Origin of the sequence: Enterobacillus tribolii (genome assembly GCF_003363015.1) — a bacterium.
Taxonomy (GTDB): domain Bacteria; phylum Pseudomonadota; class Gammaproteobacteria; order Enterobacterales; family Enterobacteriaceae; genus Enterobacillus; species Enterobacillus tribolii.
Map to the genome: position 1 here is coordinate 259,447 of NZ_QRAP01000003.1, position 16,139 is coordinate 275,585.

Below are 16,139 nucleotides of genomic sequence, written 5' to 3' on the forward strand. Positions count from 1 at the left end.
TTATGGGTATTCATATTTCAGGCCAAAATAAGTCGCCCGGGTTAACCAACGGCGCGATGCTGGTCATTGCCACCGTGGTCGGCGGCGGCATGTTTTCCCTGCCAATTGCCATGGCGGGTGTTTGGTTCACCGGGGCAACAATTATTCTTATTTTGATTGCCCTGATGATGTTATTAACCGGACTGATGCTGGTTGAGGTCAACCTGCATTTTGAGCCGGGAGCAAGTTTTAATACCTTCACCCTGGAATTACTGGGTAAGAAATGGAATTTATTGGTGGGAATCGCTTTCGGTTTCGTGCTTTACATTCTCACCTACGCCTATATTTCCGGTTCCTCGGCGGTGCTTTCCCAAACGGTAATGAAGTACGCGGGGTACTCCTTCTCCTCCAGCCTGGCGGTCATCGTGGTCAGTATGTTGGTCGGGGTCATCGCCTGGTACAGTTCCCTGTGGGTCGGGCGCATCACGACCGTTTTGATTTTCGGGAAGTTTATCGCCTTCTTCGCCACGTTCTCCGGCATGGTCAGCCATATTGAAATCGCCAAGCTGCTGGACTCCGCCTCGGTCGCCCTGCAAGGCACCAGCTACCTGCCTTACGTTCTGATGACGCTGCCCTTCTGCATTATCTCATTCGGTTTCCACGGCAACGTCCCCAGTCTGGTGAAACTGTATGGTAAAAACAATGTGCGGAAAATCACGCTGTCGATCATCATCGGCACCGCCTTCGCCGTGTTGCTGTACATCTTCTGGCTCGCCGTAACGATGGGCAACATCAGCCGGGCGGAGTTCTCCCCGATTATCGCCAAAGGCGGCAACATCGACGTATTCGTTGAAGCCATCGGCGGGATCTTCGCCAGCAAGCACATGGGCCTGATCCTGACGTTCTTCGGCAACTTCGCGGTGGCAAGCTCCCTGCTGGCGGCAACGCTGGGGTTATTTGACTACATCGCCGACCTGTTTAACTTCCCGAACGACCGGGTGGGACGGTTCAAAACGGCGGTGGTCACCTACCTGCCGCCGGCCGTGGTCTGCTTCTTTTACCCAAACGGATTTGTGTATGCCATCGGCTACGCAGGGCTGGCCTTCACCATCTGGAGCGTCATTCTGCCGCCGTTTTTGGTCAAAAGCGCCAGAAAACGGTACAGCAGCGCACTCTATACCGCCCCCTGCAATAACCTGGTGCTGAACCTGATCATCGTCTGCGGATTTATCGTGTACCTCACGGTGATTCTGGACGTGCTGGGCTGGCTGCCAACGTTCAAATAATTAAACGGAACGGGAAAAACGATGAAGAACGTATTATCGATTCAGTCCGGCGTGGTTTACGGCTATGCCGGAAATAAAGCCGCAGTGTTCCCGATGCAGTTATTGGGAATCGATGTCTGGCCGTTTTACACCGTGCAGTTTTCCAACCACACGCAGTACCGCCAGTGGACGGGCATGGCCCTGCCGGCCGGGCAGCTGACGGACGTGATCACCGGACTGGATAACATTCAGAAGTTACCGGAGTGCGACGCCATTCTGTCCGGCTACCTGGGGGACAAACGCCAGTGCGCAGAAATCGTTCACGCGATTGAGCAGGTCAGGCGGCACAATCCGCGGGCGCTCTATTTCTGCGATCCGGTGATGAGTCATCCGGCCAAAGGCTGCATCGTCGCCGACGGCGTGGAAACGTTTTTCCTCAATGAAGCCGTGGCCCTCGCCGATGTCATGGGGCCGAACCTGTATGAGCTGGGGATGCTGACCGGCAGGACGCTTTCCCGCCTCGATGACGTGATTGAGGCAGCCCGGACGTTAATCGCGCGCGGCGTCGGAAAAGTGTTGGTCAAACATCTGGGCGCCTGCGCCCGCGACAAAAACGCGTTCGAAATGCTGCTGGTGACGCGGGATAAAGTCTTGCATACCGCCCGGCCGCTCTACCCGTTCAGCCGCTATCCGGTCGGCGTGGGAGATTTGACCTGCGCGCTGCTGCTGGGCTGTCTGCTGAACGGGATGAGCGACAAAGCCGCGCTGGAGTTCACCACCAGCGCCGCCGACGCGGTAATGCGGCAGACCTGGCAAAAGGAGTCTTACGAACTCTGCATGATCGACGCCAGGCACCAAATTATGGCGCCGGAAATCCAGTATTTCGCCGAAGAACTGTAACGATCGCGCCTCTGCCGGTAAGCGGCAGGGGCCATTCACTGCGGGGAGGCTTTTATGTTTTTATCGTTGCTGATCCCCCAGCATCCGCTGGTGCATAACTTCACCCTGCTGCGGATCAGGCTGCGCATTCTGTATATGCTGGGGCTGCGCAAACGGAAACCTCAAAAAGCAAAAGGCCCGTAAAAACAGGCCTCTTTGCATTGCGCTGACGAGTTATCAGAAAAAGCGCACCGGGATCAGCTCGGCAAACTCGTCGATTTTTTTCATCAAATTATCCCAGAATGACATGGTACAGCCTCTTGCGTTTTATGTGATGTATGTCACATATTGTACGCTTTCTAAACGCGGCCGCAAGCCCCGCGTTATTCCTTCTTCACCGCGCCGGCATTGCCGGAAAGCTAATTTTCCAATGCGGAATGTCCGCCGGACAGCGCTAAAGAAAGAAGCGGGATCGATTCCCGCTTCCTCTGTTTCAGTTTCTGCTAATTGATGTTATTAAGGCGGTCATCGCCGTTTAGTACAACCCCAGTATCTTCCACCACAGGAAACCTACGGTGAATGTCACAATGACGTTCATCGTTACCACGCAGAAGTTAATCCGGTAGAAGCGGGGGCGTTCGAAATAGCCCTGCGCAAAGTAGATCGGCCCCGGCCCGCCGCCATACTCGGTATTTCCCCACATCAGATTACTGAAGATCCCGAAGCAGATGGCGACCATCATCGGCGGCGCGCCTGCGGCAATCGCGACGGCGGCGAACGGTGCGTACAGCGCCGCGACGTGCCCCGATGCAGTGGCAAACAGATAGTGCACGTAGATATACAACACCCCGAGGATCACAAATGTTTGCATCGCGCCGAAGCCATGAATCGAGCCGCCCAGTTTTTCCGTCATCCAGGAAATAAAACCTAAGTCGGACAAGCCGCCCGCCAGGCTGATGATGACGCCGAACCAGATCACCGTATCCCATGCCGCGTGGTCATTGAGCAACGCTTTCCAGTCTACGGCGCGCACCGCGAACAGATAGGCCGCCAGTCCCAGGCCGACAGCGGTCGCCGACAGCCCGGTAATCAGGCTGGTGCCCCAGCCCAGCAGCGCCAGGGCAAAGCCGATGGCAACTTTTTTCTCCGTGAGCGTCATCGGGCCAAGTTCGGCCAGGGAGTGGCGCCCCATCTCCTTCGCTTCAGGCGTTTTCTTCAGCTCGGGATTGATGATCCGGTAAACCAGCAGCGGCATCAGGCAGAAGCAGGCCATCGCCGGTACCACCGCCGCCACAAACCAGCCACCCCAGGTGATCTCCACGCCCAGCGAGGTTTTCGCCAGGCTGCCAATCAGCGGGTTGGCCGCCATACCGGTGAGAAAGATCGCGCCGGTGATCGGGGTAAACTGGAAGCAGACCATGGTAAGAAAGTCACCGATTTTTTTCCCGGACTCCCCCGGCGATGAGCCGAGCACCGAATTAATGGAGCGCGCGATCGGGAAAATGATCCCCCCGGAGCGGGCGGTCACTGACGGCATCGCCGGCGCCATAATCAGGTCGGACACGCCCAGCGAATAGGCGATGCCCAGGCTGCTGCCGCCGAACAGCGACAGCATTTTATAGGCAATGCGTTTCCCCAGCCCTGAGGTGACGAACCCCAGGGACAAAATATAAGCGCAAAAGATCAACCAAACGGTGCCGCTGGCAAAACCGGACAATGCTTTGGCCTCCTTCAGCGTCCCGGTGAATATCGCCACGCACAGGGCCACCAGCATGACGGCCCCCGACGGCAACGGTTGAGTCAGAATCGCCGCGATCGTCGCCGCAAAAATGGCAAACATATGCCAGGCTTGCGGCGTCAGCCCCTCCGGTACCGGAGAGAACCAGATGGCGACGCCCAGCAGCAGGGGGATCGCCGTGGCGATCGCCCTTTTCTTATTGGATGGCTCTGATGACATGTTCGTCTCCTTAATTACGCACGTTGCGTCATCCTTGTCGCTCAGCCCCGCTGCGCCGAGCTTTCCAGCACCTGGTCCACCATTTGGGGCGCGATGCCCAGGTAGTTGGCCGGATCGGTCAGGCGTTCGATAAGCGCGGGGTCAAGGCGCCGGGAAACTGCCGGCATGGCGTTCAGCACATCAGCGAGACGCCCGCCCTGTTCATTGACGATGCGGCAGGCGTCATACACCACGTCGTGGGCGTCCTGCCGGCCGATGTAGGGAGCCAGCCCCATCATGACGGCTTCGGCAACGATCAGACCTTTGGTCAGATCGAGGTTTCTGGCCATTGCGGCTTCATCCACGATCAAGCCGCTGAGCATAAATTTGGCCTGGAACAACGCCCCGGCGCTGAGCACGAAGCTTTCGGGAATCGCGATCCACTCCGCATGCCACGGCCCCGTGGCGCGTTCGAGATCCTGCACCATCGCGTCCAGCATCAGCCCGGCGTGTTGACGCACGCCTTTGGCGCAGGCCAGCATCAGCTCGCTGGAAATCGGGTTACGCTTCTGCGGCATGGTGCTGCTGGCGCCGCGGCCTTTCACGAACGGTTCATACAGTTCGCCGAATTCGTTCGCGGCCAGCAGCATGACGTCATAAGCGATTTTGCCCAGTGAACCGGTGATTACCGCCAGCAGGTTTACCGCCTCGGCAAAGCCGTCGCGGGCAACGTGCCAGGTGGAAACCGGTATGCCCAGCCCCAGTTCCTCCATCATCGCTTTCTGCACCGCCAGACCTTTGTCGCCAAGCGACGCCAGCGTTCCCGCAGCGCCGGCGAACTCCCCCACCAGCACGCGCGGACGGGCCTGCGCCAGGCGCTCGGCGTGGCGGTCGAACATATCCAGCCAAATCGCCGCCTTGTAGCCGAAGGTGATCGGCAGCGCCTGCTGTAAATGCGTTCTTCCCGCCATCGGCGTGTCGCGATAGCGGCGGGCCAGATCGGCCAGAATACGGCGCAGCTCGCGGATGTCCGCCTCAATCAAATCAAAAGCATCACGGATTTGCAGCACAACGGCGGTGTCCATGATGTCCTGCGTGGTCGCGCCCCAGTGAACGTATCCGCCGGACGCCCCGGCCTGTTTGGAGATCTGATGCACCAGCGGCAGGATCGGATAGCCAACGATCTCGGTTTCATGGCGCAGCAGGTCAAAATCGAGCGTATCGGCGGTACACTTTTCGGCAATCTCGTCCGCCGCTTCCTGAGGTATCACGCCGCAGCGGGCTTCCGCCTTCGCCAGCGCGATTTCAACCTCGACGTATTTACGGATCAGCGCATGATCTTCAAAAATGGCGCGCATCCCCGGCGTGCCGAAAGAGTCGCGGAACAGGACGGAATCAATAACGGTGGAAGCCATAATTACCCCTTACGATATAAGATTGGTGATAAACTACGCCGGACTTAATCCGTACCTGCGCCGGAAAGAACTCGCGGAATAACGCCATCATACGGCGGCGCGGGAACGACTTAATGTCCGAACAAATTCAAATGTCCGTACATTTGGCTTATTGCTAAGCTATAATGTCCGTACATTTAAAGCAACGCGTTTTAGCGCGGTTTTGTGACGCGGATCGTTATCATTTGTGAAGAACGTGACCTATGAAAAAGTCGTTGTACCAGCAAATCGCCGATGAGCTGTTCCAGGGGATCGTTTCCGGCCAGTATCCGGCCGGCTCTCTGCTGCCGCCGGAAATGGAGCTGTGCGAGCACTATCAGGTGAGCCGCCACACGATACGTGAAGCGATGCGGGATCTGACCGAGCGGGGCTTAATCTCCCGCCATAAAGGCATCGGCACCATCGTGGCCGAGATACCGGAAGAGGGGCGGCTGAATCACCCTCTGGCCTATCTGGAAGATCTGCTGGTGCTGGCCGAAAACAATCTGCGGGTAGTGAAGAAGATTGACGAAATCGTCGCCGACGATGCGCTCGCCCTCACCATCGGCGGCGCGCCGGGCGCGCGCTGGCTGCACATCGCCAGCATCCGTGAAGATGCGCACCGCCCCGACATGCCTATCTGCTGGACGGACAGCTACGTCAGCCCCGGCTTTGCCAAGGTGCGTCAGTTGGTACGCAGCGAGCCTTATGCGTTAATCAGCGATCTGATTGAAAAACATTACGGCATTCACAGCGAGGAAGTCCGGCAAACCATCTCCGCCGTGGGTATGCCGGCCCGGCTTGCCAGGGCGCTGGGCGTGGAACCGGGATCGCCCGCCTTAAGGATTGTGCGCCGCTATCTCGACCGGCACGGCGAAACGTTTGAAACCACGGTGTCCATTCACCCGGCGGATCGCTATACCTGCTCAATCGTGCTGAAACGCCAGCCATCAAACCGGATATGATCGACCGGCCCTGACAAATAATTCTGCCACCCCCGTTTTTTATCCCCGGAAATATGCCGGGGATAAGCGTTTCCGGAATATCTGACCTTCCCGTCCGTCCTTGCCTGCCATATCGTTAAGGCGTTGCTTTTTCCGTCATAAAAATACTTATCTTTGACATCGTTATATCCCTATCTATTACGCCCATTCCGTAATATGAACTCTGGAGAACAGGATGAACATTCGCAAAAAAACCATCGCCGCCTGTCTGGCCTTAGCCTCCGCCGGCATCGCGGCTACGGCGCTGCCGCTCTCTGCGCTGGCCGCGCCGTCGCAGCAACAACAGCAACAACAGCAACAACAGCAAACGCAGGTTCCGGGTTACTACCGCTATGCCGTCGGCGATTTTACGGTAACGGCCGTCTATGATGGTTTCGTCAATATCTCCCCGACCTTGCTGAAAGGCATAGAGGCCAAAGATGCTGAAGCCCTGTTCCAGCGAATGTTTCAGGTAACGGGAAAAGACGGCGTGCAAACCGCAGTGAACGCTTTTCTGGTCGACAATGGCAAAGACCTGGTGCTGATCGACAGCGGCGCCGCCAGTTGCTTCGGCCCGACGACCGGCAACATACTCAACAATATCCGCGCGGCGGGCTACGCGCCGGAAGCAGTGAAAACCGTCTTGTTAACCCACATGCATCCCGACCATATCTGCGGCCTGGTAGCAGAAGGCAAAGCGGTTTTCCCCAATGCCACGGTGATGGCGTCTCAGGGCGAAAGCGATTTCTGGCTCAGCGCGCAGGCAATGGCCGCAGCGCCAGAAGCGCATCGCGCCTCCTTTAAAACCGCCCAGGACGCCATCGCGCCCTACGCCGCCAAAAATGCCTTCCGTACCTTTAACAACGGCGACGCCATACTGCCCGGCATCAATACCGTCCCCACTCCGGGGCATACTCCCGGCCACACCTCCCTGATGCTGCATTCCGGCCAGAACAAGATGTTGATTTGGGGCGATATCGTGCATTCCCACTCCGTGCAGTTCGCACGGCCTGAGGTCGCCATCGAGTATGACTCCGACAGCCAGAAAGCGGTGGAAACCAGAAAAGCGGTGTTTGCTGAGGCGGCAAAAGGGAAATGGCTGATCGGCGGCGCCCATCTGCCCTTCCCGGGCATCGGGCACGTACGCCAAGAGGACAAGGGCTACGCCTGGGTTCCCGTAGAATACGCGCCGCTGCCCCAAAAGAACTGACGGACCAACGGCGCGAACGGTGAATTACAGGTTGCTGATCACCCGGCGCAGCAGGCGGATACGCGGCTCAATGCTGTCAAGAACCAGGTATTCCGCCGGGCTGTGGAAGTTCGCGCCGATAGGCCCGAAGCCATCCAGCGAAGGTACGCCCAGCGCCGCAGTATGGTTGGCGTCCGAACCGCCGCCGACGGCCTGCCAGGTGACGTTAACGCCCTCCTCGTGCCCGGCCTGCTCAACGCGGGCCATCAGCGCCTCGGTATCGGCAGACGGCGACATGGCCGGCGTATGGGCTTCCTGCGCCAGATCGCAGCTTACACCGTCCAGGAACGGCTGCCCGCAGCGCTCGGTCAGCGCCTGATTCACGCGCCGGTATTCGTCGTTGTCCCAGAAGCGCAGATCCACCACGGCTTCCGCATGGTCGGCCACGATGTTGGCCGCATCGCCGCCGCTGATGACGCCGACGTTCAGGGTCGTGCCCTTACTCATATCCGCCAGCGCATTCACCGCAATCACCGCATGCGCCAGCGCGGTAATCGCCGAACGCCCTCTCTCCGGATCGTTGCCCGCATGGGCGGCGACGCCCTGGAAACGCAGACGATAACGCGCCATCCCTTTACGGGCCTTCACCAGCGAGCCATCTGCCCGCGCGGCTTCGCACACCAGCACGCAGTTGCTGCGTTTAGCCAGCTCGCCAATCCAGGCATGAGAATGAACCGAACCGGTTTCTTCATCCGGGTTCATCGCAACGGCGATACGCAGGCGCTGCTTATCCGCATCGCTCAGATCACGCAGCGCCCACAGGATATTGAGCAGGCCGCTTTTCATGTCTGACACGCCCGGCCCGTGGGCACGGCCTTCGGCCAGGCTCATCGGACGCTCGGCGGCGGTGCCCGGCGGGAAAACGGTATCCAGATGGCCGACCAGCAGGACGTCATAACTCTCGGCATTAGGGTGATTGGTGACGAAAACCCCCGGCCCGACCTTGTCGCCCAAATCAACCTGCTCGACGTGCCAACCCTCTTGCTGGTAAAGCCGGGCGAACGTCGCCGCGACCTTGGCTACGCCGGCAATGGTTTGTGTACCGCAGTCAACGTTTACCACGCTGCGCAATTCATCAAGATAATGTTCCAGTTGCATCTGTTTTCCCCGTCGTTAGAGAATCACGCGCATAAGCAGCATCGCGATAAAAGCATTGATGACGGAAATCCCGATCATCAGCGGAATACGTTTGGCGGCGGTTCCGACAACACCGAGAATGCGGCCGGCGTATTGGATCTGGGAGCCCATCAGGTAGATAGCCGGCGCCAGAATCGCCAGGTGGGTGCCGGTGAGAATGCCCTGGTCAAACAGCGCCACCGCCACACCGACGCCGCCGCCCATCGACATCCAGCCGCCGATCAATACGGCCGCGGCCTCGCCCGGCAGGCCAAACAGCCCCATCAGCGGGCCGAACACCAGCGCCAGCCCTTTGAGCGCGCCGGTGATTTCCAGCGCCTTGATCAACACGAACGCCATCAGCACGTTAGGCAGCGTACTGGTGGTGGCGATATTCCAGCCTTTGCGCGCGCCAGCGACAAAGATGTCGGTGATCATCGGATTAGAAGTAGGTGCGGACATTAGGCTTCTCCCTGTGCTTTATCGCGGGCTTCTTCCCCGCTGTTCTTGCGTGATCCCATGCGTAAAAACAGGCGCATGATATTGGCGCCGAAAATCTTCATGACGAACATTATCGCGATACACAGGCCGATGGAGGCCGGTACCGCCGGCGTGCCGTCGGCGGCGATCAGCGTGAACAGGATGGCGCCGGAGGAGAAGAAGTTGGTGATCATCGCGCCGGCGGAAAACTGGAACATGGTGAACACATCACGTTCGTTTTCATTGAGCTGCCCTTCATCGGACAGGTTGCGCGTCAGGGAGGCGCCGACGTCGGTACTTTGCAGGCTGCCGATCATTGCCAGGCCGGCAGAGCCGGGGATGCCCAGCAGCGGGCGCAGCAGCGGCGTAAGCAGTTTACGCGCGGCATTCAGGGCGCCGTAGTGCTCAAGCACGTTGATCATGCCCAATGCGAACATCACCGCCGGGATCAGGCCGAAGGCAAACAGAAAGCCGTCCATCGCGCCGGAACCGCCTTTACCGCGGAAGGTGCTGGTCGCAGCGTTCACAGCTTCACTGCCGCCACCGCTCACGCCGCTGACAACCTTGCCGAATGCGCCGTTAAGGGTGGTAAAATCGAACACGCCATACCACTCTTTTCCGCCGAGCAGGCCAGAAAAGAACACCATAGCAAAAAGCAGGGCGATGTAAGCACCGATGCCGACGCGTTGCTCGTGGGGCAGCGCACTGGGAGGGACTGGACTACTCATAGATCATTATCCTTAATACCAATATGTGACAATTTGTGAATCTGATTAGGACTATTAAGTAATCACTTTTCGGCATAAATGACCCCGGTCAATAAAAGCGTTAGCTATTTAGGCCATGAGCTAAAAATCGGATATCCAGCACAGCCAAGCACGAAAATACCGATCTAATACCTCGGTAAAAACGAAATAAAACGCAAAAAAATACAGTCTGTCGAAAATAAAAATCAATTTGCATCGTGCTGTTATAACGCGGCTTATTTCGTGATAAATAATCCAATTGAATGTTTAAGCGACTAATTATTATTTCAATACATAAGGAGCCGTGGTTTGAGAACGCAAAAGAGATGCATGGGATATGTCGCCATTGTTGTCGATGATTATGATCGCGCGATTGATTACTACACGAATAAATTGGGCTTTACGCTGGTTGAAGATACACCGCAGCCGGGGAAGCGCTGGGTTGTCGTCACGCCGAACCCGGAAAGCGATTGTAATTTACTGCTGGCACGGGCCTCAAACGAGCGGCAGCAGGGTTTTATCGGCAATCAGTGCGGCGGCCGGGTGTTCCTTTTCCTGCAAACGGACGACTTCTGGCGTGATTACCATCAGATGAAAGCGAAAGGCGTGCATTTCTGTGAAGAACCGCGCCAGGAAGAATACGGCATGGTTGTCGTTTTCGAAGATATTTACGGAAACCGCTGGGATCTTTATCAGAATGCCTGATTTTCCACGGGCGTCTGACGGCGCCCGTTAAGTCTTTTCTATCGCTGCCGGTCCGGCATTCTTCTTTGACATTCACTCTTTTTTCCCTGCCGCGGAAGTTCGGGCGCTAACGCCTGTTTTTCATCACACCAATCGCTATATAATTGAGTTTATATCGAAAAAAGGACTGCTCATGAAATCATTACGTTTCCTTGCCGCACTCACGCTGTTGTTCTCTTTTTCCAGCCTTGCCGATCGGCAGGTAACCGATCAGCTCGGCCGTACGGTCACCGTTCCCGATAAGGTCGATCGCGTCGTCGTGCTGCAGCATCAAACCCTGAACCTGCTGGTGCAGATGAACGCTACGGACAAAATCGTCGGTATTCTGGCGAACTGGAAGCAGCAGTTGGGCGATAACTATGCGCGCCTGGTCCCGGAACTGAACGGAAAAGCGACCCTCGGCGATCTGACCCACGTCGATGCCGAAAGCCTGGTCGCGCTGAAGCCACAGGTGGTGTTCGTCACCAACTACGCGCCTCAGGAGATGATCGATAAAATCAGCGGGCTGGGCATTCCGGTCATTGCCATCTCGCTGCGCCACGACCAGCCGGGAGAAAAGGCAAAAGTTAATCCGGGCATGGCTGATGAAGAGCAGGCTTATAACCAGGGGCTGAGGGAAGGGATTGCGCTGATTGGCGACATTATCAATAAGCCGGAAGAGGCGAAAGCGCTGACAGATGCCGCGTTTGCCGGGCGTCAGCGCGTCGCCGACCGCCTGAATTCCCTGAGCAACCAGCAACGGGTGCGGGCCTATATGGCAAACCCGGAGCTGACCACCTACGGGTCCGGAAAGTATACCGGGCTGATGATGGCGCACGCGGGCGCGCTGAACGTCGCGGCGGCAACGGTAAAAGGGTTTAAACAGGTCGCGATGGAACAGGTCATCGCCTGGGATCCGCAGGTGATTTTTGTTCAGGATCGTTACCCGCAGGTGGTGAATGAAATCACCGCCGGGCCGCAATGGCAGACCATCGACGCGGTTAAAAACCACCGGGTCTGGCTGATGCCGGAATACGCCAAGGCCTGGGGTTATCCGATGCCGGAAGCCATTGGTTTAGGGGAGCTGTGGATGGCGAAAAAGCTGTATCCGGAAAAATTCAGCGATATCGATATGCAACAAGAAGCCGATCGTTGGTATCAGCGCTTTTATCGTACCCGGTATCAGGGGGGCGACTGATGCTGCACGTACTGGCCGCAGGCAGTTTGCGCCGGGTCTGGGCGCCGTTAACGGCGCTTTTTCAGACGCACAGCGGCGTTGAGGTCACGACGCAGTTCGGCCCTGCCGGGCTGCTGCGCCGGCGCATTGAAGCCGGTGAGCACTGCGACCTTTTCGCTTCCGCCAACGCCGCGCATCCGGCTGCGTTAACGGCGGCGGGGCGCGCCCGGCGCAACTTTCCCTTCGCCAGCAATCAGCTTTGCCTGACGGTCGCCGCCCACGCAGCAACAGCACATGACGACTGGTTGTCGCTGCTGGATAATACGGGGCTACGACTGGCGACCTCCACGCCGGGCAGCGATCCCGGCGGGGATTATGCCTGGCAATTCTTTGACAACCTGGAAAAACAACGCCCAGGGCTGGGCAGGACGCTTAAGCAGAAGGCCGAATGCCTGGTCGGCGGGCCAGAGAGCCCGGCGATTCCGCAGGGTGAGATGGCCGCCGCCTGGCTGATTCACAGCGGGCAGACGGATATGTTCATCGGCTACGCCAGCTATGCTCCGCGCCTGCGGCAAAGGGCCGATCTCGTGGTCTATGATATTCCGCAATCCCTGAACGTAATGGCCCGCTATACCGCCGCAGTTTGCAGCCCGCAGGGCGAAATACTGGGAGAATTCCTGCGTTCAGAGAGCGCGGCTGACATATTGCAGCACTATGGATTCGGGCGATATAAATACTGATCATTCTTAGGCTTAAGACGAAGAGATATATCCGTTATATATTCCTTCTGGTTTAACTTAATAACCTATTAGCTTCTCCTTCCATAACGCGATTATTCCGCTCGCGTTATTTCATTCGTTATTTTTGCCACCCTCATCTTATTAAAGTAAATGCTTTATTTACTCTTCTTAAGAATATTTTGATTTTCAATTATTTGACATTGATAACACTTTTATCACATGAGGTTGGGACTCTTTACCTTATACATGTAATTATCCTATTCACAAAAATGATTAGAAAAAGGACATCAGATGAATAAAAACGATCTTGCCCCTTTGCCCATCAACACCAAAGAATGGTTTTTCAGCCGCAACAGCCTCATTATTTTATTGGATATCATCCTCTTCATTGTGCTGTACAACACCCTGCCCTATGAACCGAAAATCGTATTGGGGCTGAGTATGCTGATCTTCATTGCCATACTGTGGCTGACGGAGGCCCTGCACGTCACGGTAACGGCAATTATCGTTCCTGTCATGGCGGTACTGCTTGACGTATTCAGCACTCAGGCGGCATTGAATAACTTTGCCAACTCGACGATTTTCCTCTTTCTGGGCGGGTTTGCGCTCGCTGCGGCAATGCATACGCAGGGGCTGGATAAAGTCATTGCCGATAAAGTGCTGGTACTGGCGCGCGGTAAGCTGAGTATGGCGATTTTCATGCTGTTCGGCGTTACCGCCGCGCTTTCAATGTGGATAAGTAATACGGCGACCGCAGCCATGATGATGCCGTTGGTACTGGGCGTGCTGAGTAAAGTCGACAGTAAAAGCAGCCACTCCACATATGTTTTCGTTCTGCTGGGCATCGCCTACAGCGCCAGCATCGGCGGTATCGCCACCATCGTCGGCAGCCCGCCGAACGCCATCGCGGCGGCGGAAGTGGGGCTGACCTTCGTGGAATGGATGAAGTTCGGCCTGCCGGCAACCATCGTGTTGTTACCCGTGGCTGTCATTATTCTGTATGTGGTCTTTAAGCCCGATTTGAAAGGCGAGTTTGAGCTGAACCACCAGCCCGTAAAATGGGACAAAGGAAAAGTCGTCACGCTCGGCATTTTCGGGACGACGGTCTTCTTCTGGATTTTCAGCAGCCCGATCAACGCAATGCTGGGTGGCTTTAAGGCGTTCGATACCATCGTAGCGCTGTGTGCAATCATACTGGTGAACTTTGCCCGCGTGGTGCACTGGAAAGACGTGGAAAAAACCGCGGACTGGGGCGTATTGCTGCTGTTCGGCGGCGGCATCTGCCTGAGCAACGTGCTGAAAGAGACGGGAACCAGCCTGTTCCTGGCGAATCAGATCAGCGCGATGGTTGCCGACATGGGGATTTTCGTCGTGATTCTGGTTATCGCCACGTTCGTGGTCTTCCTGACGGAGTTCGCCAGTAACACGGCCAGCGCGGCGTTGTTAATTCCCGTCTTCGCCGGCGTAGCGGAAGCGTTCGGCCTGTCGCCGGTCATTCTGGCCGTACTGATCGCCATCGCGGCATCGTGCGCCTTTATGCTGCCGGTCGCGACGCCGCCCAATGCCATCGTGTTTGCCACCGGGCATATTAAGCAGCGGGAAATGATGAAGGTGGGGATGTACCTGAATATCGCCTGCATCATCATTCTGACCGGGTTCAGTATGCTGTTTTGGGTATAAAGATAATCCGGAATCAGTTTCCTGATTCCGGATTTTTTACGCATTTCCGCAGAGAGCTATCCGGCCAAACTCAAAACGTTTCCCAGTTAACGTCTGCATCAACCGGCACCGGTTTTGACGTTGCCGGCTGGGATTGCCGGGGTATTTCGGCGGGCAACGCCCTGCTCTCGTCTGCATATTGCTGAATCTGGAAAACGGCGACGGACTGACGCAGATGGTTTGCCTGATCTTCCAGCGCCGCCGCTGCCGCCGCAGATTCCTCAACCAGCGCGGCGTTTTGCTGGGTTACGCTGTCCATCTCCGATACCGCCTGGGCAACCTGCTCGATGCCTTTGCTCTGCTCATCCGAGGCCGATGAGATTTCGCCCATGATGTCGGTCACCCGTGTTACCGCCGTGACAATCTCTTTCATGGTATCGCCCGCTTCCCGCACCTGGGTAAAGCCGGTATCAATGCGCGAGACGGAGTTTTCGATAAGCACTTTAATCTCTTTCGCCGCCTGAGCGCTGCGGTTCGCCAGGGTACGAACCTCCCCGGCCACCACGGCGAAGCCGCGCCCTTGCTCATTCGCACGGGCAGCTTCCACCGAGGCATTGAGCGCAAGAATATTGGTCTGGAAGGCAATGGCATCGATAACGCTGGTGATATCGACAATCTTCTCCGAACTTTCGGCAATTTCGCTCATCGTACTGACGACGTTATCTACCACGCGGCCGCCTTTCAGCGCCGTTTCCGAGGCATTTTGCGCCAGATGGCTCGCCTGACGGGCATTATCAGTATTGTGCTTCACGGTAGCGGTGAGCTGCTCCATGCTGGCGGCGGTTTCTTCCAGCGCGGCGGCCTGCTGCTCGGTGCGCGAAGAAAGATCGTTACTGCCGAGGGTGATTTCGCCTGCGCCGGCATAAATGGAGTCCGCGTTGTCGCGTACTGCGCTCACAGTTCGGATCAGGGATTGCTGCATCGCCTTAACGCCGGCGGCAAGCAAGCCCATTTCACTGCGCCCTTCGGCGTGGATGTCATGGGTGAGGTCACCTCCGGCTATCGCATCCAGATGTTTCATCACCTCCCGCAACGGACGCAGCAATACCTGCTGTAAGCCAAGCCAAATCAGCGCCAGCACGACGATGACAATCAGTAAAATGATGCCGAGCGTCCACTGCATGCCGATAAAGCTGTTCTGATTCTGCATGCTGGCGTCCTCCAGCAACCGGGTATTCTGCACCAGCCATTCGTCGTAGCTGGCTTTCATATTCTCCTGCGCCTGCTGACTGTCCAGATCGCCATAAGCCTGATAGTTATCAGCCCTTAAGAACACAATGGACTGCTGCAACATACCGCGCAGCTTATTGAAATTCGTTTCAGTTTGCTTCTCAAGAGCCTCGTCCTGACCAAAAACATTTTCCGATTGGATGTAGTGGTTAAAGTATTCCTTCGCCACCTTGAGCGATGCGTCCGCGTTGGCCAGCAATTGATTCATCTCCGCCAGCGACGAGGGATCGCGCTGGTTTTTCAGCATACGGATAGCGACGCGGTTAATCGTGACGCGGGTTTCGAGCAGCGTCTGGAAGCTGCCGCTCAACTGCTGTTGCTGATAGTTCAGCAGCCCGGTTTTCTGGAAATTCTGGCGATCGTTGTTAACCGCGGCGTAAAACAGTCCTCCGGTGACCAGCAAAAGCACGCTGAGAATCGCCAGCGCGGTGATTATCACTGTGATTACTTTGGTATTTTTCATAACGCCAGATAGTCCTATGGG

The 16,139-nt window shown here is 56.7% G+C and carries 15 protein-coding genes; 9 read left to right on the plus strand and 6 right to left on the minus strand.

Features of this window, described 5'->3' with window-relative positions; genetic code table 11:
- The first annotated feature begins 2 nt into the window (after positions 1-2).
- From C8D90_RS08555 to C8D90_RS22390, 3 genes are read left to right on the plus strand one after another with little or no spacing between them, the layout of a single operon-like run.
- Entirely contained in the window at positions 3-1,265 is a 1,263-nt protein-coding gene (locus tag C8D90_RS08555) for an aromatic amino acid transporter (RefSeq protein ID WP_115458023.1), read from the plus strand.
- 21 nt (positions 1,266-1,286) lie between these two features.
- On the plus strand, positions 1,287-2,144 hold the full coding sequence (gene pdxY / locus C8D90_RS08560) for a pyridoxal kinase PdxY (protein ID WP_115458024.1): 858 nt from the start codon (positions 1,287-1,289) through the stop codon (positions 2,142-2,144).
- Positions 2,145-2,198: 54 nt separating this feature from the next.
- Complete coding sequence (locus C8D90_RS22390; protein ID WP_260503013.1) at positions 2,199-2,327, plus strand: hypothetical protein; 129 nt, start codon at positions 2,199-2,201, stop codon at positions 2,325-2,327.
- Between the two features lie 331 nt (positions 2,328-2,658).
- Here the strand turns inward: C8D90_RS22390 and C8D90_RS08565 are convergent, their stop codons facing one another.
- Together C8D90_RS08565 and C8D90_RS08570 are read right to left on the minus strand one after the other, a co-directional pair.
- On the minus strand, positions 2,659-4,080 hold the full coding sequence (locus tag C8D90_RS08565; protein ID WP_115458025.1) for a DASS family sodium-coupled anion symporter: 1,422 nt from the start codon (positions 4,078-4,080) through the stop codon (positions 2,659-2,661).
- Positions 4,081-4,121: 41 nt separating this feature from the next.
- On the minus strand, positions 4,122-5,474 hold the full coding sequence (locus tag C8D90_RS08570) for a class-II fumarase/aspartase family protein (RefSeq protein WP_115458026.1): 1,353 nt from the start codon (positions 5,472-5,474) through the stop codon (positions 4,122-4,124).
- A gap of 242 nt (positions 5,475-5,716) precedes the next feature.
- Between C8D90_RS08570 and C8D90_RS08575 the strand changes: the two genes are divergently transcribed.
- Together C8D90_RS08575 and C8D90_RS08580 are read left to right on the plus strand one after the other, a co-directional pair.
- Entirely contained in the window at positions 5,717-6,457 is a 741-nt protein-coding gene (locus tag C8D90_RS08575; RefSeq protein ID WP_115458027.1) for a GntR family transcriptional regulator, read from the plus strand.
- A gap of 214 nt (positions 6,458-6,671) precedes the next feature.
- A complete protein-coding gene (locus C8D90_RS08580; protein ID WP_115458028.1) occupies positions 6,672-7,685 on the plus strand; it encodes an MBL fold metallo-hydrolase in 1,014 nt (337 codons plus the stop codon).
- A gap of 24 nt (positions 7,686-7,709) precedes the next feature.
- Here the strand turns inward: C8D90_RS08580 and C8D90_RS08585 are convergent, their stop codons facing one another.
- The 3 genes from C8D90_RS08585 to C8D90_RS08595 are packed head-to-tail and all read right to left on the minus strand — an operon-like array spanning position 7,710 to position 10,048.
- Positions 7,710-8,822: a M20 family metallopeptidase gene (locus C8D90_RS08585; RefSeq protein WP_115458029.1), complete on the minus strand. Its 1,113-nt coding sequence runs from the start codon at positions 8,820-8,822 to the stop codon at positions 7,710-7,712.
- Positions 8,823-8,837: 15 nt separating this feature from the next.
- Positions 8,838-9,302: a YjiG family protein gene (locus tag C8D90_RS08590; protein ID WP_115458030.1), complete on the minus strand. Its 465-nt coding sequence runs from the start codon at positions 9,300-9,302 to the stop codon at positions 8,838-8,840.
- On the minus strand, positions 9,302-10,048 hold the full coding sequence (locus tag C8D90_RS08595) for a nucleoside recognition domain-containing protein (RefSeq protein WP_115458031.1): 747 nt from the start codon (positions 10,046-10,048) through the stop codon (positions 9,302-9,304). Before C8D90_RS08595 ends, C8D90_RS08590 begins: the two co-directional genes overlap by 1 nt.
- Before the next feature lie 327 nt (positions 10,049-10,375).
- Here C8D90_RS08595 and C8D90_RS08600 point away from each other — a divergent pair, with 327 nt between their 5' ends.
- The 4 genes from C8D90_RS08600 (at position 10,376) to C8D90_RS08615 (ending at position 14,386) form a co-directional block, all read left to right on the plus strand.
- Positions 10,376-10,771, plus strand: a complete 396-nt coding sequence (locus C8D90_RS08600) for a VOC family protein (protein ID WP_115458032.1) — start codon at positions 10,376-10,378, stop codon at positions 10,769-10,771.
- Between the two features lie 172 nt (positions 10,772-10,943).
- Positions 10,944-11,987, plus strand: coding sequence for an ABC transporter substrate-binding protein (locus C8D90_RS08605; protein ID WP_115458033.1), 1,044 nt, complete (start codon positions 10,944-10,946; stop codon positions 11,985-11,987).
- Positions 11,987-12,706, plus strand: a complete 720-nt coding sequence (modA, locus tag C8D90_RS08610; protein WP_115458034.1) for a molybdate ABC transporter substrate-binding protein — start codon at positions 11,987-11,989, stop codon at positions 12,704-12,706. The genes C8D90_RS08605 and modA overlap by 1 nt, the downstream gene beginning before the upstream one ends.
- Before the next feature lie 291 nt (positions 12,707-12,997).
- Positions 12,998-14,386, plus strand: a complete 1,389-nt coding sequence (locus C8D90_RS08615; protein ID WP_115458035.1) for an SLC13 family permease — start codon at positions 12,998-13,000, stop codon at positions 14,384-14,386.
- Between the two features lie 70 nt (positions 14,387-14,456).
- On the opposite strand, the gene tcp is transcribed toward C8D90_RS08615, so the two are convergent.
- Positions 14,457-16,118, minus strand: coding sequence for a methyl-accepting chemotaxis citrate transducer (gene tcp, locus C8D90_RS08620; RefSeq protein ID WP_115458036.1), 1,662 nt, complete (start codon positions 16,116-16,118; stop codon positions 14,457-14,459).
- Between the last annotated feature and the right edge of the window lie 21 nt (positions 16,119-16,139).